Annotated in this window: 19 protein-coding genes; 11 read left to right on the plus strand and 8 right to left on the minus strand. The window is 62.3% G+C overall.

The window, feature by feature from the left end; all coding sequences use genetic code 11:
• Nucleotides 1-96: 96 nt before the first annotated feature.
• The gene (locus tag ACJO3T_RS15190; RefSeq protein WP_406965624.1) at nt 97-1,386 is read left to right on the plus strand and encodes a porin; all 1,290 of its coding nucleotides are present in this window, start codon (nt 97-99) and stop codon (nt 1,384-1,386) included.
• A gap of 93 nt (nt 1,387-1,479) precedes the next feature.
• On the opposite strand, the gene codA is transcribed toward ACJO3T_RS15190, so the two are convergent.
• The 4 genes from codA to metE all read right to left on the minus strand — a co-directional run bounded on the left by codA (nt 1,480) and on the right by metE (nt 7,295).
• Nucleotides 1,480-2,724: a cytosine deaminase gene (codA, locus tag ACJO3T_RS15195; RefSeq protein ID WP_406979011.1), complete on the minus strand. Its 1,245-nt coding sequence runs from the start codon at nt 2,722-2,724 to the stop codon at nt 1,480-1,482.
• A gap of 12 nt (nt 2,725-2,736) precedes the next feature.
• Entirely contained in the window at nt 2,737-3,432 is a 696-nt protein-coding gene (locus tag ACJO3T_RS15200; RefSeq protein WP_406979012.1) for a PucR family transcriptional regulator, read from the minus strand.
• 3 nt (nt 3,433-3,435) lie between these two features.
• Nucleotides 3,436-4,719 (minus strand): cytosine permease, encoded by a 1,284-nt coding sequence (gene codB, locus ACJO3T_RS15205; RefSeq protein WP_406965621.1) that lies wholly within the window; start codon nt 4,717-4,719, stop codon nt 3,436-3,438.
• Nucleotides 4,720-5,018: 299 nt separating this feature from the next.
• A complete protein-coding gene (metE, locus tag ACJO3T_RS15210) occupies nt 5,019-7,295 on the minus strand; it encodes a 5-methyltetrahydropteroyltriglutamate--homocysteine S-methyltransferase (RefSeq protein WP_406979013.1) in 2,277 nt (758 codons plus the stop codon).
• 102 nt (nt 7,296-7,397) lie between these two features.
• On the opposite strand from metE, the gene ACJO3T_RS15215 reads away from it, so the two are divergent.
• The 9 genes from ACJO3T_RS15215 to ACJO3T_RS15255 all read left to right on the plus strand — a co-directional run bounded on the left by ACJO3T_RS15215 (nt 7,398) and on the right by ACJO3T_RS15255 (nt 15,852).
• Nucleotides 7,398-8,288 carry a LysR family transcriptional regulator gene (locus ACJO3T_RS15215; protein ID WP_406965618.1) on the plus strand — a complete coding sequence of 297 codons (891 nt, stop codon included), beginning with the start codon at nt 7,398-7,400 and terminating at the stop codon, nt 8,286-8,288.
• Nucleotides 8,289-8,671: 383 nt separating this feature from the next.
• A complete protein-coding gene (locus ACJO3T_RS15220) occupies nt 8,672-9,232 on the plus strand; it encodes a PH domain-containing protein (protein WP_406965617.1) in 561 nt (186 codons plus the stop codon).
• A 179-nt stretch (nt 9,233-9,411) separates the two neighbouring features.
• Nucleotides 9,412-10,173: an SDR family oxidoreductase gene (locus ACJO3T_RS15225; protein ID WP_406965615.1), complete on the plus strand. Its 762-nt coding sequence runs from the start codon at nt 9,412-9,414 to the stop codon at nt 10,171-10,173.
• Nucleotides 10,174-10,243: 70 nt separating this feature from the next.
• Nucleotides 10,244-10,951 carry a dienelactone hydrolase family protein gene (locus ACJO3T_RS15230; RefSeq protein WP_406965613.1) on the plus strand — a complete coding sequence of 236 codons (708 nt, stop codon included), beginning with the start codon at nt 10,244-10,246 and terminating at the stop codon, nt 10,949-10,951.
• A 256-nt stretch (nt 10,952-11,207) separates the two neighbouring features.
• Nucleotides 11,208-11,981, plus strand: a complete 774-nt coding sequence (locus ACJO3T_RS15235) for an ABC transporter ATP-binding protein (RefSeq protein ID WP_504362695.1) — start codon at nt 11,208-11,210, stop codon at nt 11,979-11,981.
• Entirely contained in the window at nt 11,971-12,690 is a 720-nt protein-coding gene (locus tag ACJO3T_RS15240; protein WP_406965612.1) for an ABC transporter ATP-binding protein, read from the plus strand. Before ACJO3T_RS15235 ends, ACJO3T_RS15240 begins: the two co-directional genes overlap by 11 nt.
• Before the next feature lie 51 nt (nt 12,691-12,741).
• The gene (locus ACJO3T_RS15245; protein ID WP_406965611.1) at nt 12,742-13,962 is read left to right on the plus strand and encodes an ABC transporter substrate-binding protein; all 1,221 of its coding nucleotides are present in this window, start codon (nt 12,742-12,744) and stop codon (nt 13,960-13,962) included.
• A 50-nt stretch (nt 13,963-14,012) separates the two neighbouring features.
• Nucleotides 14,013-14,903: a branched-chain amino acid ABC transporter permease gene (locus tag ACJO3T_RS15250; RefSeq protein WP_406965767.1), complete on the plus strand. Its 891-nt coding sequence runs from the start codon at nt 14,013-14,015 to the stop codon at nt 14,901-14,903.
• Between the two features lie 4 nt (nt 14,904-14,907).
• A complete protein-coding gene (locus ACJO3T_RS15255) occupies nt 14,908-15,852 on the plus strand; it encodes a branched-chain amino acid ABC transporter permease (protein WP_406979015.1) in 945 nt (314 codons plus the stop codon).
• Nucleotides 15,853-15,864: 12 nt separating this feature from the next.
• Here ACJO3T_RS15255 and ACJO3T_RS15260 read toward each other — a convergent pair whose 3' ends face one another.
• From ACJO3T_RS15260 to ACJO3T_RS15270, 3 genes are read right to left on the minus strand one after another with little or no spacing between them, the layout of a single operon-like run.
• Complete coding sequence (locus tag ACJO3T_RS15260) at nt 15,865-16,911, minus strand: Ldh family oxidoreductase (protein WP_406979016.1); 1,047 nt, start codon at nt 16,909-16,911, stop codon at nt 15,865-15,867.
• Nucleotides 16,912-16,969: 58 nt separating this feature from the next.
• Complete coding sequence (locus tag ACJO3T_RS15265) at nt 16,970-17,848, minus strand: phosphate/phosphite/phosphonate ABC transporter substrate-binding protein (protein WP_406979017.1); 879 nt, start codon at nt 17,846-17,848, stop codon at nt 16,970-16,972.
• Complete coding sequence (locus ACJO3T_RS15270) at nt 17,845-20,157, minus strand: putative bifunctional diguanylate cyclase/phosphodiesterase (protein WP_406979018.1); 2,313 nt, start codon at nt 20,155-20,157, stop codon at nt 17,845-17,847. The genes ACJO3T_RS15265 and ACJO3T_RS15270 overlap by 4 nt, the downstream gene beginning before the upstream one ends.
• Nucleotides 20,158-20,303: 146 nt before the next feature.
• On the opposite strand from ACJO3T_RS15270, the gene ACJO3T_RS15275 reads away from it, so the two are divergent.
• Nucleotides 20,304-21,050 carry an SDR family oxidoreductase gene (locus tag ACJO3T_RS15275; RefSeq protein WP_406979019.1) on the plus strand — a complete coding sequence of 249 codons (747 nt, stop codon included), beginning with the start codon at nt 20,304-20,306 and terminating at the stop codon, nt 21,048-21,050.
• 19 nt (nt 21,051-21,069) lie between these two features.
• Here the strand turns inward: ACJO3T_RS15275 and ACJO3T_RS15280 are convergent, their stop codons facing one another.
• Nucleotides 21,070-21,936 (minus strand): ABC transporter substrate-binding protein, encoded by an 867-nt coding sequence (locus ACJO3T_RS15280; RefSeq protein ID WP_406979021.1) that lies wholly within the window; start codon nt 21,934-21,936, stop codon nt 21,070-21,072.

The raw sequence follows: 21,936 nt of genomic DNA on the forward strand, positions 1-21,936 counted from the left end.
AAGTACCCCGGGGCCAGACGTGGCCTGGCCCCGGTCGGGCATCTTTTGCCCGGAAAAGAACGCCACGACATCAACAACAAGCACAACGGAGTAACCATGAAGCTACCTGTGACCAGACCCGCACTGAGCCTGCTGACCCTCGCGTGCAGCGGATTGATACTCGGCAACGCCCATGCCCAGACTCCCGATGACCTCCAGCAACTGAGGCAGCAGACCCAGGAACTACAATCCCGGATCGAGGAACTGGAGGCGCAACGGAACAACCAGGCCAATGAAGCCCCCTCATCCGACGACGCATCATTCGAGTCAGCGGTAACGGAGATTGTTGAGGCGGTGCGCCCCGTGGAAATCTACGGCAACCTGCGCCTGTCCGTGGACTACGGCGAATCCGACGTATCCAGGTCCATGGAGAATGCCGGGCGGGGCCTGTCCTCCGGTGATTTCGGGCTGTCCGCCAACACCACGGTGATCGGCTTCCGCGGCGCCCATGACTTTGAACTGGGCGGCTCACCCTACGCACTGCTGTACCAGGTGGAGCAGAACTTCAACCCCGGCGTCAGCGAAGGGGACACGTTTGCCAACCGGGACACCTTTGGTGGTTTCAAGACACCCTATGGCCGATTCCGTGCCGGCCTTCTGAGTACGCCCTTCAAACTCACCGGGCTCCAGTTCACCAAGCTCACCACCACCGTCGCCGACCCCCACGCCATCCTCGGGGCCAGCTCTACAGCCGGTGGTCGCCTGGACCTTCGTGGCGGCAACTCGATCATGTGGGACCACAGGATCGGGGGCGTAAAACTCCGTCTGCAGTATGGGTTTGACCAGAACCGTGGCAGCTACGGCTCCAACAACGACACGCCGATTGCCGGCACCGAGGGCGTGCTGGACGACAACGACAACGACATGTACAGCGCCAGCGTTTCCTGGAAGAAAGGCGGCTTCGACATGGGCGCCGCCTACGTGAATTACACCTCCCTTTATGCGGGAAGCCGGATCGAAGGTTACCGGGCCGGTGCCAAGTACGAGTTTGGCAAAGCCGAGGTCGGGGGCATCTACGAGAACATCAAGGCCGACGATTACACGCCGCTGGACCGGGAGGGCTACGGCGCCTTTGCCACCTATGATGTGCTCCCCAGGCTGTCCGCGACGCTACAGTGGATGCACGCCGACGAGACGGATCTGGGCAACGACGGCGCTGATCAGGGCAGCATCATCCTGGCTTACGGCCTGACCCGACAGATCCAGCTCTACACCGGCTTCAGCAAGACCTTCAACGATGAGAACGCCCGTTACCGTACCGCCGATTATGCCCATGGCGATGTGGTCAATACCGTCCGGGGCGGCAACCCCAGCGCGGCGACCATTGGTATCAACACCCGCTTCTAGAAAGCCCTTTCAGCATCGACCGATTGAGGTGACCTCCTTTGCCCCGCCATGATGCGGGGCTTTTTTGTTCGCAGGCAAAGTGAAAGGTCACTATCACACCTGGCCCTGACTATCCCCGCGAAGCACCACCACCCGACCATCACGTACCGAGGCCAGCACCGGCTGCTGACCCACCAGTACCTCGTAGGGCGACTGCCCCTGCAATACCACGCAGCGGGCAGGCAGACCACTTTCAATGCCGTATTGCGACAGGTCCAGCGCCGCCGCGCCGTTGTCGGTGATCATTTCCAGGCAGTGATCGATACGCTCCATTCCCAGCATGTGGCAGGCATGCAGCCCCACATCCAGGGTCCGTAGCAGGTTGCCGTTGCCCAGCGGGTACCAGGGATCGCGGATCGAGTCCTGTCCAAAGGCGACTGTCAGACCGGCATCCAGCAGTTCCGGCACCCGGGTGATGCCCCGGCGTTTCGGGTAGGTGTCGAACCGGCCCTGCAGGTGCAGGCTTTCCGTGGGCATGGACAGGAAGCGCAGCCCCGACTTTTTCAGTAGCCGGAACAGCCGGCTGCAATAGGCGTCATCGTAGGAACCCATGGCGCAGGTGTGGCTGGCGGTGACGCGGGAGCCGTAATCCAGCCGTAGCGCTTCCGCGGCCAGTACCTCCAGGAACCGGGACTGGGGGTCGTCGATCTCATCGCAGTGCACATCCACCAGGCGGTCGTGCCTGTGGGCCAGCTCCACCAGCCAGCGTACCGATTCCACACCATAGTCCCGGGTATGCTCGAAGTGCGGGATGCCACCCACCACATCGGCGCCCATCCGCACGGCTTCCTCCATCAGTTCCCGGCCGTTGCGGAACGACCAGATACCCTCCTGGGGGAAGGCGACGATCTGCAGGTCCACCAGGTCCGCCATGCGCTCGCGCACCGTCAGCATGGCCTTGAGGGCGGTCAGTTGTGGGTCGGTGACATCCACGTGGGTGCGCACGTACTGGATGCCATGGTCGGCGAACAGCTTCAGGGTCTGCTCGGCCCGGTTGATAACGTCTTCTTCGGTGAGCATGGCCTTGCGCTCGGCCCAGCATTCGATGCCCTCGAACAGGGTGCCGCTCTGGTTCCAGCGGGGCTCGCCCGCGGTCATGGCGGCATCCAGGTGGATATGGGGTTCCACAAACGGCGCCACCAACAGGTTGCCCCGGGCATCCAGCGCCTGGCCGGAGGCTTCCATCAAGGCGGTCTGGGGGGTGATTTCACCAAAGACATCGTTGTTGATGGCGATCTGGTGCAGGCCCTCGCGGCCCGGCAGACGGGCATTCACGATGGCATTCAGGGGTTCTTGCATAACCTCTCCGGTTCAGGATGTTGTGGAGCTGTCCGGCCACGTCAGCAAATGGGCCAGCAGTAAGGTTCGGAATTCCGCATGGGTCAGGCCGCCCGTCAGCCCGTGCATGCGGTTGCGTATGGTGTTGCGGTGGCAACCCAGTGTCTGGGCCATGGCCTGCTGGTTACCACCGTGGGTCAGCCAGGCATCCAGCAGGTCGCCGGCCCCGGGCAGGCCGTTGTCCGTTGCTGGCAGGTAGCGGTCCAGAAGCAGGTCCAGCTGGTCGCTACCGATCCGGGCGGCAATGGCACCGGCCAGGGTATCGGCTGACGCCGGTTGCTCCAGGGAGACAATGGCCCGACTGACAGCTTCGGTCACCCGGACCATGGGCAAGGAATAGGGCTGCTCGAACACCGGGATCGACAACTCGTCCGCCAGCCGGCTCAGTATCGCCGGGAACTGACCGATATAGGCCTCCCCGGTGAGTACCACCATGCCGGCGATGCCGCACTGCCTGCCTTCGTAGAGACATTCCGCCAGATTCTCGGGGCTGCGATGGCGGCTGATACCGGTGACGAACACCAGCTCGCCGCCATCCACCCAGTCACGGAAGGAACGGTTCTCCGCCACATAGGGCCAGCGAATGACGTTCTCCGCCCCGGCCTGCCCGCCCCGCAGCCGAATGGCCTCAAGACCGGGCAGTGTCGGAATGTCCTGGCAGCGGAGCATGGCTCAGGCAGCGCCGGACGTCTGGGTGCGGCGCTGCCGGACCGAGTCGGTGGCCAGCAGCAGGATGGCATAGCTGCCCGCTGCCACCACCACCCCCACGATGGGGGCAATCCAGGGTGAGGTGTAAGCCGCCGCCGAACCAATGGCATAGGCGGCCAGGCCAGGCACGTTGAAGGCCGGGAGGGATACCTGATCCAGTGACGGGTACTCACGCCTGTAGCCCACGAAGTAGCTCGCCATGATAACGCCGCCAATGGGCGGAATGAAGGTGCCCAGCAACACCAGGAAGGGAATCAGCCACTCGTACATGCCCAGCACCGCCAGCACGGTACCGATGGCCGCGCCACCGACAGTGACCAGCTTGCGGCGGCGGGTGCGCAACAGGTTGCAGCCGGCCACGGCAAAGTTGTAGACGGTGTTGTCCTGGGTGGTCCACAGGTTCAGGAACAGCATCAGGATGCCCAGTGTGGCCAGCCCCTGGGCCACCATGATGTCGACGATGTCCGCCTGCTGGTAAACCAGTGCACCGAACGCGCCGATCAGGGTCATCAGGCCATTGCCCAGGAAGAACGCCAACAGCGTGGCAATGACGGCGGTCTTGCCGGAGCGGGCAAACCGGGTCCAGTTGGTGGCCTGGGTACCGCCGCTGACAAAGGTGCCGAACACCAGGGTGATGGCAGCGGCCACGGTCATGTCCTCACTCGGGGTAATGGACATCAGCCCGGCCAGACCACCTGCATCGGACCCGGCGATAGTCATGCTCACCGCCACCAGTACGATCATGGCGGGTACCGCAAAACGCGAGAGCCATTCCAGACCCCGGTAGCCGATAAAGGCGGTGACACAGAAGCCGAACCCGAACACCACCATCAGCGGCTTGGCCCAGTCCTCCGGCAGGCCGGTCAGTTTCACCAGCAGGATCGCCATGGTCGCCGTACCCCAGGCGTACCAGCCAATCTGGGTAAACCCGAGGATCACATCCGACAGCTTGCTGCCGATTTCGCCAAAGGTGAAGCGGCTCATCAGTGCGGTGTTGAGACCGCTGCGGGCGGCGATGTAGCCAAGGATGGCTGCGTAGATGCCCAGCAGCAGGTTACCGGCGCCGAGTACCAGCAGCATGGTGGGAAAGTCGAAAGCCACACCAACGCTGCCGCCCGCCCACATGGTGGCGGTAAAGAAGGTAAAGCCAAGCAGGACAAAGCCCATGGACCACAGGCTCTTGCGCTGGTCCAGGGGAACGGGGCTAAGCGGGTAGTCCTGCTCCTGGGGTGAGGGTTGTGAGGTCATTGCCATCTCCTGTCGTGAACATGTACACGGCGGTTCGCAATGTTTATGCCATAGCACCCCAGACAGGTTTGGCATGCCCCCGGCCGCACGAAGAGCTGTGCATACTGCACAATCACAAACCGTCAGATTAGGCCATCACACACTTTTTGCATGATTCCGGGGCAATTTCGGGTGATGGTTTCCAGTTTGGTGCACAGGCGCGCGGATCAGAATGCCAGACAACGGGCTGATGGGCGAGCGGGACAGGCAGGAAAAGCCGCTGGTGGCGGGAACCACCAGCGGCAGACGTGGAGAATGGATCAGTGGGCAGCGGATCGCAGTCTGCGGGCCGCCGACACCACGTTGGTCAGGGCCGGCACCACTTCCTCCCACTGGCGGGTCTTCAGGCCACAATCCGGGTTGATCCAGAGCCGGTCACGGGGGATGCGCTCGGCGGCCCTGGTCATCAGGGTGATGATGTAATCCTCCGCCGGGATGTTCGGCGAGTGGATGTCATAGACTCCAGGGCCAATCTCGTTGGGGTACTCGAACCGCTCGAACACATCCAGCAGTTCCATATCGGACCGGGACGTTTCGATGGTGATGACATCGGCATCCATCCTCGCAATGGATTCGATGATGTCGTTGAACTCCGAATAGCACATATGGGTGTGGATCTGGGTTTCGTCCTTCACGCCGTTGGCGCTGATCCGGAAGGCGCCCACCGCCCAGTCCAGGTAGTTTTCCCACTCCGAACACCTCAGCGGCAGGCCCTCCCGCAGGGCGGCCTCGTCGATCTGGATGATGTTCACGCCGGCGGCTTCCAGGTCCAGCACCTCCTGGCGTATCGCCAGGGCCAGTTGCCGGCAGCTCTCGCTACGGGGCTGGTCATCACGGACAAAGGACCAGTTGAGGATGGTCACCGGGCCGGTCAGCATGCCTTTCATGGGTTTGTCGGTGAGGGACTGGGCGTATCGGATCCATTCCACGGTCATGGCCTTCGGGCGGCTGATATCGCCAAACAGGATCGGCGGTTTCACGCAGCGGGAGCCGTAGGACTGTACCCAGCCAAACCGGCTGAACACATAGCCCTCCAGCTGTTCGCCGAAGTACTCCACCATGTCGTTGCGCTCGGCCTCGCCGTGGACCAGCACGTCCAGGCCCAGGGCTTCCTGTTCCCGCACGGCCCGTTCAATCTCCGCCTTCATGCGGGCTTCATACTCAACGGCATCAATTTCACCCTTTTTGAAGGCCAGGCGGTCCCTGCGGATGTCCTGGGTCTGGGGGAAGGAGCCGATGGTGGTGGTCGGGTACAGGGGCAGTTTCAGGTATTCGGACTGCTTTCGTGCACGCTCCGCATAGGGGCTGCGGCGCTGCCCCAGTTCCGGCGTAATCCGGCTGACCGCGTCCTTCACCGCCGGGTTATGGACCCGGGTGGAGCGATTGCGACGGTCCACGGACGCCTGGTTGTCGGCCAGCGCCCCGGCCACCGATTCACGACCCTGGTTGAGGGCCTGGCCCAGCACCACCAGTTCATCCAGCTTCTGGGTAGCAAAGGCCAGCCAGTCGCGGATCTCGCCATCCATGCTGACCTCACTGTCCAGGTCCACCGGCACATGCAGCAATGAGCAGGATGGCGCGATCCACAGCCGGTCGCCCAGCTTCTCCGCGATCGGTTCCAGCCAGTCGAGAGTGGCGTTCAGATCGGTCTTCCAGATGTTGCGACCGTTGATGGCGCCTACCGACAGCACCTTGTGGGTGGGCAGCCAGTCCACCACCTGGGCCACCTCCTCCCGGCCACGTACCGCATCCACATGCAGCCCCGCCACCGGCAGGTTGCAGGCCTGGTGCAGGTTTTCCTTCAGGGTACCGAAGTAGGTGGCCAGCAGCAGTTTGGGGCGGTTGGCCTTGAGGATGTGGTAGGCGCTCTCCAGGGCCTGCTTCCAGTCGCTGTCCAGTTCCGTGACCAGCACCGGTTCGTCAATCTGTACCCACTCGGCACCGGCCTCCGCCAGCGTTTCCAGCAACTGGCTGTACACCGGCAGCAGTTTTGGCAACAGGTCCAGGCGGTGGGAGTCGTCCTTTTCCTTACTCAGCCACAGGTAGGTCACCGGGCCGATGATCACCGGCTTGGCATTGACGCCCTGCGCCCGGGCCTCTTCCAGTTGCCCCAGCAGGCGCTCCGGGTTCAGGGCGAAGTCGGTATCCGCCGTCACCTCCGGTACGATGTAGTGGTAGTTGGTGTCGAACCACTTGGTCATCTCGCCGGCATGCACGCCGCAGCCACAATCCTGGGCGGAGCGACCACGGGCCACGCGGAAATAGTTATCCAGTCGGGCGCCATCCAGCGCCGCCACCCGCTCGGGGATATGGCCCAGGGTAAAGCTCATGTCCAGCACCTGGTCGTAGAGGGAGAAGTCCCCCACCGGCAGCAGGTCCAGGTTTTTCTGCAGGCGCCAGTTGGTGGCACGCAGCCGGCTGGCCACATCCAGCAGATCCTCTGCCGAGGCCTGGCCTTTCCAGTAGCCCTCAAGGGCGAATTTCAGTTCACGTTTCGCGCCGATGCGCGGAAATCCAAGGTTATGTATCAGTGCCATGCGTGTTCCTCCCGATGATTGGTGGCCAGCCTAACCAAAAACACCCATGACGAATAATGGTATGATTTCATCCATCAATGACTAGAATTCATGGATTAACCAATGATTGAACGCATCCACCTGCGCATCCTCCGGGAGATCGAACGCCAGGGCTCCCTCACCGCCGCCGCGGACAGCCTGCACCTGACCCAGTCGGCCCTGAGCCACACCATCAAGAAGCTGGAACGCCAGGTGGGCACGCCCCTGTGGACCCGGGACGGTCGCCGCCTCCAACTGACCCAGGCCGGCCACTACCTGTTGCGGGAGGCCCGGCGGGTGCTGCCGCAACTGGAACGGATGGATGAGGTGCTGGAGCAGTATGCGTCAGGGGAAAAGGGCACCCTGCGCATCGGGATGGAGTGCCACCCCTGCTACCAGTGGCTGCTGAAGGTGGTGGAACCCTTCCTGGCCCGGTGGCCGGGGGTGGATGTGGACGTAAAGCAGGAATTCCAGTTCGGTGGCGTTGCGGCCCTGTTCAATCACGACATCGATATGCTGGTCACCCCGGACCCGATCCGCAAGGCCGGTATCGGCTTCGAGGCGGTGTTTCCCTATGAGCAGGTGCTGGTGGTAAGCCGGGACAATCCCCTGTCGCGGCTCAACCATGTGGAACCGTCGCAGCTATCGGACCAGGTGCTGTACACCTACCCGGTGGACACCGAGCGGCTGGATATCTACCAGCAGTTCCTGCTACCGGCCGAGTGCAGCCCGCGCCAGCACAAGACGGTGGAAGCCACGGAAATGATGCTGCAGATGGTGGCCGCCAACCGGGGTGTCGCCACCCTGCCCCAGTGGCTGGTGGCGGAGTATGCCGGGCAGCTACCCATCGCCCCGGTCAGGCTTGGCAGGCGGGGTATCCACAAGCATATCCACCTGGGTACGCGGGATACGGAGGAACAGCCTCTCTATACCAGGGCGTTCCATACCCTGGCCCTGGAGGCCGGTCACCATTGACCATCAGAACAGGGACCAACAGAACGGGTCCTCGGAGATGGGTCAATTTTCCCGGGGCCTGACATATTACTGTCACACAAAGCTGCCACTATGAAGCCTCACGAGATGCATTGTGCCATTGTGAATGGTTTTAGTGATTGTTGCCGGACTCCATTGGATGTCCGGCTTTTTTTTGCCTGTCACTTCCCGAATTCACTCTCGTTCACTTCACAGGACCGGACTGACGGTTACGATTGGTTACGCAGCCAAACCCTGCCAATATTTAATGTAGCAACATTTGGGTATAGAATAATCAGGTTGTGAGTTGCCAGGGAGGCCTTCTCCCCGGCGCGCTACGCTGTGCCATCAATAACACAAAGACTTCAGCCTCAAGGAAGAAGCCAATGAATATTCGCGGACACTGGAGCGTTCTGCTGACGCCCCTCATTCCCATCGCCCTGGGCCTCTACCTGCTCAACCATTTCGGCGTAACACCCGGCCAGACCCTGGCCAAGATCCAGCATGTCATGAGCCGGCAGCCACCTTTTGAGTGGACCATTGTCATTGATATCGCCGTGTGGCTGGTGATCGGCTTCGGCATCGTGGTTATGACCGGTCGCATCGCCTGGCTGCTGACCACCCGGGTGGATGTGGAGAAGAACGGCATTGAGCACCGCACCGGGATTCTCCACCGATACACCTCGCGGATCCAGTTCAAGGACGCCGAATGCCTGTCTCTGTACCAGTCCTGGCTGGGCTACCTACTCGGTTACGGCACTGTCACCGTGCACGGAAGGGGCAGTGCCACGGTGGCGCTGAAGAATGTCTCCACCGCCCGTGACCTGATGCTGTATATCGACCAGCAGATGGCCAGGGCCGACGCAGCCGCCAGACCTGCAGCGCCGGCGGCTCCGGTATCCCGGCACACCAATGAGGCCAAGGACGACGTCGCCCTGGCCGGATAGCGCCCCCCTCCTCTTCCCGCCGCTGCTGAAACCTGCGCCCTCCATCCGTCGGGCGCAGGTGTATAACCATTGCACGTCCTGAAGTGTTACGATCTTTCTCCCATAACGAAAAAGCCTGCCCCGATAAACCTGCCGTCCCTTCCAGACACACCTATCGGGCCAACAACAAGGAGAAGCACATGGATATCCAGAATCGTATCGTCGTCGTCACTGGTGCCGCCGGTGGCATTGGCAAGGCCCTCGCCATTCGCCTGGCCCAGGCCGGCGCCAAACTCGTGGTCTGCGCCGACCTGGATCAGCAGGGCGCCGAAGCCACGGCCGCCGAAATCAACGGCGTCGCCCGTCAGGTCAACGTAGCCTCCGAGGACGAGATCCGCTCCCTGATCGAGGACGTGGAAAACGAACACGGCCCCATCGACCTGTTCTGCTCGAACGCCGGCATCATGGTCAAGGGCGGCCCGGAAGCCGCCAACGAGGACTGGCAGAAGATCTGGGATATCAACGTGATGGCCCACGTCTACGCCGCCCGCCACCTGGCACCACGCATGAAAGAACGGGGCCACGGCTACTTCCTCAACACCGCTTCCGCCGCCGGGCTGCTGTCCCAGGTAGGTTCCGCGCCCTATTCGGTGACCAAGCACGCCGCCGTGGCCCTGGCCGAGTGGCTGGCCTTCACCTACGCCGATGACGGCATCAAGGTATCGGTGCTGTGCCCTCAGGCAGTACGCTCCGCCATGACCAAGGGCCACGAAGAAGGCGTCGCCAGCATGGACGGCATGCTGGAGCCGGAGCCGGTGGCGGATGCCTGCCTGAAAGCCATCGAGGAAGAAACCTTCCTGGTGCTGCCCCATGAGAATGTGCTGGGCTACTTCCGTAACAAGGCGGAGAACTACGACCGCTGGATCGGCGGCATGAAGAAGCTCAACCGGATCTACAAGTAAACCGCCCGCGACCGCCGGGACTGCCCGTGCATTCCCGGCGGTCACCTGATCATCCCGACGGAGGCAGCCGATGAGCACACAGTGGATTAACGTCACCAATAGCGATGGCGACACCTTCGACGCCTACCTGGCCCTGCCACCCACCGGCGAAGGCCCCGGCCTGGTCCTGATACAGGAAATCTGGGGCGTGAACGCCCACATCCGCACCCTGGCCGAGCAATACGCCCTGGACGGATTCGTGGTGCTGGCCCCGGACGTATTCTGGCGGCAGGAAAGACGGGTAGACCTGCCCTACGACAAGCAGGGCAGTGAAAAGGCGTTCTCGCTGGTCAAGGCAACGGATGCCGAAAAGAACGGCGCCGACATGGCTGCCACCGTGGCGCACCTGCGCAACCTGGAGCAGGTCACCGGCAAGGTGGGCGTGATGGGCTTCTGCTTCGGTGGCCAACTGGCCTACCGGGCCGCCGCCACCGGCAAACCGGACGCCGCAGTCAGTTACTATGGCGGCGGTACCCACAATCACCTGGGCCTGGCCACCGACGTCCGCCAGCCCATCCTGTTCCACTTCGGCGCCGAGGACCCAATGATTCCTACCGAGGCCGTGGACAGCATCCGCCAGGCCCTTGCCCATAACGACCAGGCACAGTTCCATGTCTACCCCGGCGCCGACCATGGCTTCAACTGCTGGGGACGACCGTCCTACCACCAGAAAGCCGCGGCACTGGCCCACGGACGTACCCTGGAATTCCTGGCGACGCACCTGTCACTGGGTGCCTGACTTTCCCCAAAGGTCGCATAAACAGTATTTCAGGAACCAAACTTGACAACCCAGTCAGGTTCCATCTTTAATGCCATGGAGCTTCCGGACGTGATTCAGGAATCCGTCCGGATCGCGTCTTGCTGTGTTCAAAAAAACAGCCGTCACAGATATCGGAAATATCCGGTATAGCCAATAATAAAAACACCCCACGGCCCGTGTAGTTGGACAACCAATAGCCGGGCAAACAATAGTGGGGCAGACAGGGTGACGATCCGTGAGTGAAAACCAGCCCACTTCATCCGTAATCCTTGAAACCCGGGGCCTGACCAAGGACTTCAAGGGTTTCAAGGCTATCGAAGACATCAATGTGCAGGTGCAGACCGGGCACATCCATGCGCTGATCGGTCCCAACGGGGCCGGGAAGACCACCTTCTTCAATCTGCTGACCAAGTTCCTGACACCCACTTCGGGCAGAATTCTCTATAACGGTGACGACATCACGCGACACCGTCCGGCGGACATTGCCCAGCACGGCCTGATCCGTTCGTTCCAGATCTCCGCGGTATTTCCGCATCTCTCCGCCCGGGAGAACGTACGGATTGCCCTGCAACGCAAGCTGGGCGTGTCCTATAAATTCTGGCGGTCCATCCGGGTGCTCGACCAGCTCAACGAGGAAGCCCAGCACCTGCTGGAACAGGTGGGCCTCGGGGACTTTGGTGACACCCCGGCGGTGGAGCTGGCCTATGGCCGCAAGCGGGCGCTGGAAATTGCCACCACCATTGCCCTGAAACCGCGCCTGATGCTGCTGGATGAGCCTACACAGGGCATGAGCGCCGAGGATGTCGGCACGGTCACCGACCTGATCCGCGAGGTGGTGAAGGACCGAACCATCGTGATGGTGGAACACAACCTCAATGTGGTCTCAACGCTTGCCGACCGCATTACCGTACTCAACCGGGGGCAGGTGCTGGCCGAGGGTGACTACGAGGCCGTGTCCACCAACCCTGCCGTAATGGAAGCCTACATGGGGACCACCGATGCCGCCTGAGAACGCCAGAGAGCTGCTGAAGATCGACAACCTGCACGCCTGGTATGGCGAGTCCCACATCCTCCATGGCCTGGACCTGACCGTACACGAGGGTGAAGTCATCACCCTGCTGGGGCGCAACGGCTCCGGTCGTACCACCACCCTGAAGGCCATCCTGGGCCTGGTGGGCAAGCGTACCGGGTCCATCAGGGTCAACGGTACTGAACTGATCAACCTGCCCACCCATCAGATCGCCCGGGTCGGCAAACTGGGTTATTGCCCGGAGGAGCGGGGTATCTATGCCTCCCTCAACGTGGACGAAAACCTGGTGTTGCCACCGGTGATTGCCGAGGGCGGCCTATCGACCGACGAGATCTACCAGATGTTCCCGAACCTCAGGGAACGTCGCAAGAGCCAGGGCTCCAAGTTGTCCGGGGGCGAGCAGCAGATGCTGGCCATTGCCCGCATCCTGCGTACCGGGGCCACCTTGCTGCTGTTGGACGAGATCACCGAGGGGTTGGCGCCGGTCATCCTCAAATCCCTGGACGATGTGATCCGCAAACTGCGGGCCAGGGGCTTCACCATCATCCTGGTGGAACAGAACTTCCGCTTCGCGGCACCGCTGGCGGACCGGCATTACGTGATCGAGCACGGGCGTGTGGTGGAACAGATCGCCGCCGACGAGCTTGACGCCAAACAGGACCAGTTGAACAGGCACCTGAGTGTCTGATCAAAGGTGAGGGACACGCCCCCACCCAATACAACAAGAAGGGGAAACAACATGCTCAAGAACTGGAAGACAGGTATCACCACCGTGGCCGCTGCCGCAGCGGTCTCACTCCCCATGGCCGCCAGCGCGGAGCTGTCGGACGACGTACTGAAGATCGGCGTCCTCAGTGACATGTCCGGTGTCTACAAGACCCTGGAGGGCCCCGGCGCCGTGGTTGCCGCGGAGATGGCCGTTGAGGATTTCGGCGGTTCCATCATGGGTACCCCCATCGAGATTGTCTCGGCGGATCACCAGAACAAGGCGGACATCGCTGCCAGCACCGCCCGGGAGTGGATCGATGACGACGAGGTGGATATGCTGACGGCCCTGGACAACTCGTCCGTGGCCCTGGCGGTGCAGGGGCTGGCCTCGGAGCGCAAGGTGATCACCATGAACACCGGTGCCGGCACCACCGCCCTGACCGAGGAACAGTGCACGCCCTATGGCATCCACTATGTGTACGACACCCACGCCCTGCCGGTGGGGACCGCCACCGCCATGGTGAAGAACGGCGGCGAGAAGTGGTTCTTCCTCACCGCTGACTACGCCTTCGGCCACTCCCTGCGGGACAACACCGGCGCCGTGGTGAAGGAGCTGGGCGGCGAAGTGGTCGGCAGCATCGAACACCCGCTGTCCACCAATGACTTCTCGTCCTACCTGCTGCAAGCCCAGTCCTCCGGTGCGGAAGTCATCGGCCTGGCCAATGCCGGCCAGGACACGGTCAACGCCATCAAGCAGGCCAACCAGTTCCAGATTGTGCAGGGCGGACAGAAACTGGCCGGCATGCTGGTGTTCATCACCGATGTGCACAGCATGGGCCTGGATATCGCCCAGGGCCTGCAATTCACCACCGCCTTCGTGTGGAACCAGGACGAGGAAGCCCTGGAGTGGTCCAACCGCTTCTATGAGCGCCACGGCGCCATGCCCACCATGGTGCAGGCGGGTGTCTATTCCGCCGTCAGCAACTACCTGAAGGCGGTGGACGACGTGGGCACCGACGACAGCGATGCGGTACGGGCGAAACTGGGTGAAATGGAGCTGAACGACTTCTTCGTGAAGAACGGCAAGATCGCCCCCAACGGCTCCATGCTGCACGACATGTTCCTGGTGGAAGTGAAATCCCCGGACGAGTCCGAGAGCGAGTGGGACCTGCTGGAAGTGGTCTCCCGGATTCCGGCGGATCAGGCCTACATCACCATGGAAGAGACCAAGTGCAGCCTGGTTAACCAGTAACGGGCAACGCCCTTAACCAATAAGAACAAGAGGGGATAACCGACGTGTCGATGCAGGTCCTCATGGCCCAGGCACTGCTTGGGCTGAACGTAGGTGTGTTCTACGCCATGCTGAGTCTTGGCCTGGCGGTGATATTCGGTCTGCTGAATATCATCAACTTCGCCCACGGCGCCATGTACATGCTGGGGGCGTTCGTCGCACTGATCGGTTATTCCTACCTGGAACAATGGTTCGGTATCAGCCTGCAGATCGGCTTCTGGGGGTCGCTGATCGTGGCGCCCCTGGTGGTCGGCCTGCTGGGCATTCTCATCGAGCGCACCATGCTCAAGCGACTGGCGGACCTGGACCATATCTACGGCCTGCTGCTGACCTTTGGTATCACCCTTATCCTGCAAGGGCTGTTTGCCAACTATTTCAACGTCTCCGGCACCCCTTACCCGGGCCAGCCGGAGGTGCTTGGCGGCGTGCTCAACCTGGGGTTCATGTATTTCCCCACCTACCGCATGTTCGCCATCGTCTTCTCCCTGGTGGTGTGTTTCGCCACCTGGTACGTCATCGAACACACGCGACTGGGGTCACGGCTGCGGGCGGGTGTCGAGAACCCGCAACTGACCCAGGCCTTCGGCCTTAATGTGCCGCTGATGGTCACCCTCACCTTCGGCTTCGGCGCCGCCCTGGCGGGCCTGGCCGGGGTACTGGCGGCGCCCATCTACTCGGTCAGCCCGCTGATGGGGGCGGACCTGATCATCGTGGTGTTCGCGGTGGTGGTGATCGGCGGCATGGGGTCCATCATGGGGGCGATCCTGTCCGGGCTTGCCCTGGGGCTGGTGGAAGGCCTGACCAAGGTGTTCTATCCACCGGCGGCCAATACCGTGATTTTCTTCCTGATGGTGCTGGTGCTGCTGTTCCGCCCGGCCGGTCTGTTTGGCAAGGAGAAGTAACCCCATGATGAATAAAGTGCTGTTTGCCATCATGCTGATGCTGGGGTTGATTGCGCCTTTCCTGGCCTACCCCGTGTTTGTCATGGACCTGCTCTGCTTTGCCCTGTTCGCCTGCGCCTTCAACCTGCTGCTGGGCTACGCCGGGCTGCTCTCCTTTGGCCATGCCGCCTTCTTTGGCGGCGCTGCCTACATTGCAGGCTACACCCTCAAGGAGTGGGGCTTTCCGCCGCTGCTGGGCATCCTGGCCGGCACCGGCTTTGCCTTCCTGATCGGGGTGGTGTTCGGTTTCCTGGCCATCCGCCGCCAGGGTATCTATTTCGCCATGGTCACCCTGGCCCTGGCCCAGATCATCTACTTCCTGTGCCTGCAACTGCCGTTCACCGGCGGCGAGAACGGCCTTCAGGGCATTCCCCGGGGTAAGCTGTTCGGGCTGATCGACCTGGGCAATGAGATCAGTATGTACTACCTGGTGTTCGCCATCTTCCTGGTAGGTTTCGGCATTATCTACCGGACCATTCACTCGCCTTTCGGGGAAGTGCTGCAGGCCATCCGGGAAAACGAATCCCGGGCCCTGTCCCTGGGGTACGACGTGGACCGCTTCAAGCTGCTGGCGTTCGTGCTGTCAGCCACCATGGCGGGACTGGCGGGGTCCACCAAGGCGCTGGTGTTCCAGTTCGCCTCGCTGACCTCGGCCCACTGGCAGACCTCCGGTGAGGTGGTGCTGATGACCCTGGTGGGCGGACTCGGCACGGTGTTCGGGCCAGTGTTGGGCGCGATCACGGTGGCCACCCTGACCCACGAGCTGGGCTCCTTCGGCTCCTGGGTGCAGGTGATCCTGGGCACCATCTTCGTGGTGGTGGTGCTGGTGTTCCGCCGGGGCATCATCGGCGAGATCCATCACCGGCTGGAGCGGCGCAAGGCGGCCCAGGCGGCCGCCGACAACGACTGACGGTTCCCGACGTCAGCTCACCAGTCCTTTCAGGTAGGCCAGGTCGTCCTCGTTGATGGCAACCCCCAACTGTTCCGCCTCGGCCCGTTGCCGGTAACGTCGGTCCCCGGGCTGGCGCTGCTGGCCGGCACCCACCATGGCTTGTACCAGGGCTTCGGTGCGATCGGCAAAGTTGCTGCCGGCGCCCCGGGCCGGATCGATCACGATAATCAGCTCCCCGGTCCAGGGCGTCTTGGCCCCCGGGTGGCCCGACCAGTCGAACTCGAAGGAAAAGTTGCCGCCGGTCAGCGCCGCCGCCAGCAATTCCACCATCATGGACAGGGCCGAGCCCTTGTAGCCGCCGAACGGCAACAGGGCGCCGCCGTCCAGAATCCGTTGCGGATCACGGGTAGGCTGACCGTCGGCGTCCACCCCGTAACCTTCCGGCAGGGTTTTCCCCTCCTTCGCGGCAATCTGCACATCACCGTGGGCAATGGCACTGGTGGCCAGGTCAAACACCAGTGGGTCATGGCCGGCGCGGGGTGCCGCAAAACTGATGGGGTTGGTACCAAACAGCGGCTTGCGTCCACCGGCGGGCACCACGCAGGCCATGCTGTTGACCAGCGCCAGGGCCACCAGCCCCTCCCGGGCAAAGGGCTCCACGTCCGGCCAGAGCGCGGCGAAATGGTGGGAGTTGCGGATGGCCATCAGGGCAATGCCATTTTGCCGCACTTTCTCCATCAGCAGTCCACGCCCGGCTTCCAGCGCCGGCTGGGCAAAACCGTTACCGGCGTCCACCGCCACAAAACCGGGGGCGCAGTCCTCCACCCGCGGTTCGGCCCTGCCGTCCACCCACCCGCTCGCCAGTGTGGACAGGTACCCGGGTATGCGGAACACGCCATGACTGTCGGAGCCGTCCCGCTGGGCGCTGGCGCAGTTGCGGGCCAATACAGCGGCCACGGCCTCTGAGGTGCCATGGCGCTGAAAAGCAGCCGTCAGCAGCGACACAAGATTATCGAAGGGGATATGGACCTGGGGCATAAGGTGACTTCCGGTTGACCACTGGATGCCATCAACCATGCGACGATCCGGTTGCCGTGTCAAAACCTGGAATCACCGGACAGCCGGCCTATTCGGGCTATCTCGGGGCAATCAGGGGGGCCAGAATCTGATAGTCCTGGTGGGCAACCGGTGTCACTCTCTTTGCCCCGACATTTTTCAGATAGCGTGAAAGTTGTGGTGACGGTGTCATCATCAGTTCCCGGACACGTGCCCTGACCGGCTCGCAAAGCCGGGCCGAAAACACAAACGGATCGTAGTGGAGCGGGCCGGACCGCCAGATAACCCGGAGCTCGTCGACGGAGACCTTTCCCCGCCGCACGTATTCGTCGACCCGGGAACTGGAGACAAAGGCACCATCGACCCGCCCGGCAATCAAGGCATCCAGCGCCCGGTCATGACCGCCGGTATAGGTCAGGGTGCCAAAGAAAGCGTCAAATCCATCACCGGACGTAACGGGAAACAGGGCCCGGGGAATCAGGTTACCGGAGGTGCTGGCCGGATCACCCAATGCCACACTGGCGCCACGAAGGTCCGGGGGCTCGTGGAAGTCACCGTCGGCTCGAACCAGCAACATTGAATAATAGAAGCTTCCTTCCGTCGTGAACGGACCACCCTCCATTGCCAGCGACGCGAACGGCATTAATCCCGGCTCCCGTCGCACCGCCAGGATGTAGGCCGCCGGCCCCATCACCCCCATATCGGCTGCGCCGGTGGTCACGGCGTCCATCACACTGTCGTAGGAACTGGCCGGCAGGATATCCACCGGCACTCCCAGCCCCTCCGCCAGCAGGTCCGCCAGCGGCCGGAATTCCCGCACCTGCTCCTGCACATCCTTCTTGGGGATCAGGGTAAACTGGAAACGGTCGATACCACAGGCCGTCACCGGGTGTCTGTCGGCCAGGGCATCCAGCGATAGCGACAGGAGGAGTACAAACCAGGTTGATTTCAGGGTCATACCAGGGATTCCGTTTCTCCAAACCGTTCGATAAAGGCCGGGATATCCTGCGCCGGCATGGGGCGACCGAGGTGATAGCCCTGGGCCACATCGCAACCGGCCACCTTGAGGTGGACCAGTTGCTCCCGGGTTTCCACCCCCTCCGCCACCACCTTGAGAGACATTCGTTTGGCCAGGATGATGGTGGACGACACAATAGGACTGTCGTCATGGGTGTTGCAGATACTGGCAATCAAGCTGCGATCGATCTTGAGCTTGTCCACCGGCACCGCTTCCAGATGGGCAAAACCGGCGTATCCGGTGCCGAAATCGTCCAGGGCCAGGCGTATACCCGCCTTGCGTAGCACATGCAATTGTTCAACCGCCTGCTCATCGAGCATGGCCGTCTCGGTGATTTCCAGCTCCAGCTGTCCAGGTTTGAGGTGGTACTCCGCCAGCAGGTTCATCACCTTGGCCGGGAAGTCACTCTGGGCAAGCTGGTGGGGAGAGACGTTGACCGCCACCGGCGTCACCGGCAGGCCCTCATGGCGCCAGCGGCGCATCTGCTCGCAGGCAAGGCGGATGACCTCAATGCCCAGGGGGAGGATAAAGCCGCTGCTTTCCGCCAGGTCGATGAACCGGTCCGGGAACAACAGCCCGAACTCCCGATGCTGCCAACGCACCAGGGCCTCATAGCTGACCACCTCCTGGGTTTCCAGATCCACCTGGGGCTGATAATGAAGGATGAAGTCGTGGTTGCGCAGCGCCTCGGCGAAGGACTGTTCCAGCAGGAACCCTTCCACATCCTTCAGGTTCAGGGACTGGTCGAAGAACCGGTAGTGGCCGCGACCGGCCTTCTTGGCTGAGTACATGGCGGCATCCGCCGCCTGCACCAGGTCCTCCAGGGACTGGCCATCCCGTGGGCAGATGGCGATACCGATACTCGGGCTGTTATTGATTTCCACGCCATCCAGTTCATAGGTGGCGGACAGGTGCTGACTGAGGGACAGCACCCAATGCTCGATATCCTCCTCCCGCCGCTGGCCGGCCAGCATGACCACGAACTCATCACCACCGAAGCGGGCCGCCAGGTCCGCCGGCTCCAACGATCGCTGTATGCGCCCGGCTACCGCCTGAAGCAGCAGGTCCCCCACTTTGTGGCCCAGGGAATCGTTCACCGCCTTGAAACGGTCCAGGTCGATAAAGATCAATGACGATAGCCGCCGATTGCGACGCTGCTCCTCCAGCAGACCGTTTGCCACCTCCATGAACTGGCGCCGGTTAAGCAGCCCGCTCAGGTGATCAATGGCGGCAGCCCGACTGCTGCGCGCGTGTTCCATCTCCAGTCGCTCGATCAGTTGCCGCTTGGTGGCCTCTGATGCCTGCAGGGCCTGGAAGGCCTGTTGCTGGCCAATCAGGGTACGCCTTAGCCAAAGGATGATGGCCGTCACCAGCAGTGTCATCAGGACATTCAGTATCAACTGGCGGACGTGTCCGGCCTGCAATGGACGCAGTATTTCGTCCACCGACTGGTTGACCACCAGGGTGAATCCCCGGTCCAGACGGCTGACATACTGCCTTTGCAGTTCCTGCCCGCCAGTGCCCGTGATCATGCCACCCAGTTGCATCTCAGCATCACCGGTCGCCTGGATTCTCCCGACGCCCTCGCCGCCGGTAATGACCCCGCCACTGTCGGCCCGTATCCACTCCCGGCCGGTCTCGTCCAGGATCTGTATGAAGGTGGTATCACCCATCGACACGCGCTGCAGCAATCCGACCAGGTAGCCCACATCCAGTTCCATCAGGAAAATGCGATCTCCGGTACGGGCCGGAATCAATACCGGCAACCGCCAGACCGGCCTGTCCATGCTGCTGGCCTCGTCACCCAGGCGCTGAGGAATCATGGGCACATCACCAAACCTTTGCTGGTGCTCCCGGAACTGCATCAGCCAGGCACCGGCCAGCGTATCGCGGGAGGTCGGGTGGGAGGCATACTGAACCTCGCCAGCGGGACTGTAGAGCGCCAGTCGATTAAACAGCGGATCCTCCGCCAGAAGGTTAACCACCATGTCCCCCCGCCGACGCCCGGGCTCGATGCCCTTGTCAATCAGTCCCGCCAGGGCACTGGCACGGTCGATCATCTGCTTCATGCTTTCCGAGGAAATCAGAGCCAGGTTACGGTGTTCCACTTTCCGGGTGGAGAGGATTTCCTGACGGGAACTGGTCACCTGGTATAGAAACAGGGCCCAGATAAAGATGACAATCAGCAGCCCCAGCAGGATAGTGGCCTGCTGGACGCGGCTGGAAGCTGGTCCGTGGGTGATAGCCATGGAGGATCTGTCTCAAATGGGGCCCGGGTTGCGAAAAATGACGGAACACCATCCACTGGCCATACTCCTGACGGGCCCACAGTAGTGACGCGCCAACGAAGATGTTACAAAAGCTACATGTCAAAGTGGTTACAGGGGAGTCACCGATGCGACGCAACATATTGATTACCGGCGCCAGTAGCGGCCTTGGCGAAGGCATGGCCCGGAGCTGGGCGGCAAAAGGCTGCAACCTGGCCCTGTGCGCCCGCCGCACCGAAAATCTGGTGCAGTTGCAGAGTGAACTGCTGGCCGCCCATCCCGGCATACAGGTGGTGGTGCGCTCACTGGATGTGTGCAACCACGATCAGGTGTTCGAGGTTTTCCGGGAATTCCAGCGGGAGCTGGGCACCCTGGACCGGGTGGTGGTGAACGCGGGGATGGGCAGCAAGTCGGCCATCGGCCATGGCGACTTCGCCTCCAACCGTCAGGCGGCGGAGACCAATTTCGTGGCCGCCATCGCCCAGTGCGAGGCCGCCATGGAAATCTTCCGTGAACAGAACAGCGGCCATCTGGTGCTGATGTCGTCGGTAAGCGGTGTGCGGGGGTTCAGGGGGCCGTTTAATGTCTATGCGGCGACCAAGGCAGCCGTGGCCGCCCTGGCCGAGGGACTGCAACTGGATACCCGGGGCACGCCGATCCGGGTGACCAGCATACTGCCCGGCTATATCCTCACCGACATCAACCGGGAGGTGAAGAACGCCCCCTTCCGGGTGGACCTGGAAACCGGCGTCAAAGCCCTGGTCAAGGCCATCGACAGTGAGAAGCGCCGGGCCTATGTGCCCTGGTGGCCCTGGACACCGCTCAGCTACGTGCTCAAGGCGATGCCCTTTGGCCTGTTTGCCCGGGCCATGTAGGCCCGGGCGTAAACGCCCGTCAGAGTGCGTCGACGATTTCCTCAACCTGCAGGCGAACACTCTGCAGGCCACCGCCGGACAAGTACCACAGGCGCGGGGACAGTACCGTCACCCTGATGTCCGCCCCACCGACAGCCGCCAGGTCACTGCGAAGCTGGTCCGCATCCAGTGCCCCGGCGCCGATGGCGGCACTGCGGTCCACCACGAACAGGTGCTCCGGTGCCATGTCAGACAAGACCTCCGGCGTCACCGGGGTGAACACCCGGGTACCACGAGTGACCGACTCAACACCTTCCGGCACCGGCGGCTGTTCCAGGTCCAGCAACTGGAACACGACCGCCTCGTCCCGCAGTGAGAAGTTGCCATCGTTATGGGTGACCACCACCACCTGCGGATTACCGGCGATCCCGGCCCGTTGCTGGTCGACGAAATCCCAGAGTTCCCGCAGGTCTTCGTCCGCTTCATTGTACAGGCCGTACAGGGTGGCCAGTCCCAGCACGCGAACCTGGACCGCTTCGCGGTAGTCGTCCCCCAGCAGGGACACATCCTGTACCTGAACGATTTCCTCGAGGGCCTCAAGGCTGTCGCCCTGACGACCGGTGACCAGCACCAGGTCCGGTGCCACGTCGGCCACCACATCCAGATCCGGGGTCTTCAGGTTGCCGGCATCGGGGCGGTCATCCGCCAGCTCACCCAGGTAGTCCGGCAGTCCGGTCTTCGGCACCGCCAGGATCTTGTCCTCAAGACCCAGTTCCACCAGGGTATCGGTGGCACCGTGGTCAAAGCTGATCACCGTGGGGCCCGCAACATCCTTCGACAGGGTGCTGCAACCAGACAGGATCGCCGCGCCCGCCAGGGCCAGTAAACAGGTTCGAATCGTGTTCAT

This window comes from Marinobacter shunpengi (assembly GCF_045449715.1).
Lineage (GTDB): Bacteria > Pseudomonadota > Gammaproteobacteria > Pseudomonadales > Oleiphilaceae > Marinobacter.

Coding starts and splice junctions, on each gene's coding strand:
- ACJO3T_RS15190 (WP_406965624.1), top strand. CDS start 97: ATGAAGCTACCTGTGACCAGACCCGCACTGAGCCTGCTGACCCTCGCG.
- codA (WP_406979011.1), bottom strand. CDS start 2,724: ATGCAAGAACCCCTGAATGCCATCGTGAATGCCCGTCTGCCGGGCCGC.
- ACJO3T_RS15200 (WP_406979012.1), bottom strand. CDS start 3,432: ATGCTCCGCTGCCAGGACATTCCGACACTGCCCGGTCTTGAGGCCATT.
- codB (WP_406965621.1), bottom strand. CDS start 4,719: ATGACCTCACAACCCTCACCCCAGGAGCAGGACTACCCGCTTAGCCCC.
- metE (WP_406979013.1), bottom strand. CDS start 7,295: ATGGCACTGATACATAACCTTGGATTTCCGCGCATCGGCGCGAAACGT.
- ACJO3T_RS15215 (WP_406965618.1), top strand. CDS start 7,398: ATGATTGAACGCATCCACCTGCGCATCCTCCGGGAGATCGAACGCCAG.
- ACJO3T_RS15220 (WP_406965617.1), top strand. CDS start 8,672: ATGAATATTCGCGGACACTGGAGCGTTCTGCTGACGCCCCTCATTCCC.
- ACJO3T_RS15225 (WP_406965615.1), top strand. CDS start 9,412: ATGGATATCCAGAATCGTATCGTCGTCGTCACTGGTGCCGCCGGTGGC.
- ACJO3T_RS15230 (WP_406965613.1), top strand. CDS start 10,244: ATGAGCACACAGTGGATTAACGTCACCAATAGCGATGGCGACACCTTC.
- ACJO3T_RS15240 (WP_406965612.1), top strand. CDS start 11,971: ATGCCGCCTGAGAACGCCAGAGAGCTGCTGAAGATCGACAACCTGCAC.
- ACJO3T_RS15245 (WP_406965611.1), top strand. CDS start 12,742: ATGCTCAAGAACTGGAAGACAGGTATCACCACCGTGGCCGCTGCCGCA.
- ACJO3T_RS15250 (WP_406965767.1), top strand. CDS start 14,013: ATGCAGGTCCTCATGGCCCAGGCACTGCTTGGGCTGAACGTAGGTGTG.
- ACJO3T_RS15255 (WP_406979015.1), top strand. CDS start 14,908: ATGATGAATAAAGTGCTGTTTGCCATCATGCTGATGCTGGGGTTGATT.
- ACJO3T_RS15260 (WP_406979016.1), bottom strand. CDS start 16,911: ATGGTTGATGGCATCCAGTGGTCAACCGGAAGTCACCTTATGCCCCAG.
- ACJO3T_RS15265 (WP_406979017.1), bottom strand. CDS start 17,848: ATGACCCTGAAATCAACCTGGTTTGTACTCCTCCTGTCGCTATCGCTG.
- ACJO3T_RS15270 (WP_406979018.1), bottom strand. CDS start 20,157: ATGGCTATCACCCACGGACCAGCTTCCAGCCGCGTCCAGCAGGCCACT.
- ACJO3T_RS15275 (WP_406979019.1), top strand. CDS start 20,304: ATGCGACGCAACATATTGATTACCGGCGCCAGTAGCGGCCTTGGCGAA.
- ACJO3T_RS15280 (WP_406979021.1), bottom strand. CDS start 21,936: ATGAACACGATTCGAACCTGTTTACTGGCCCTGGCGGGCGCGGCGATC.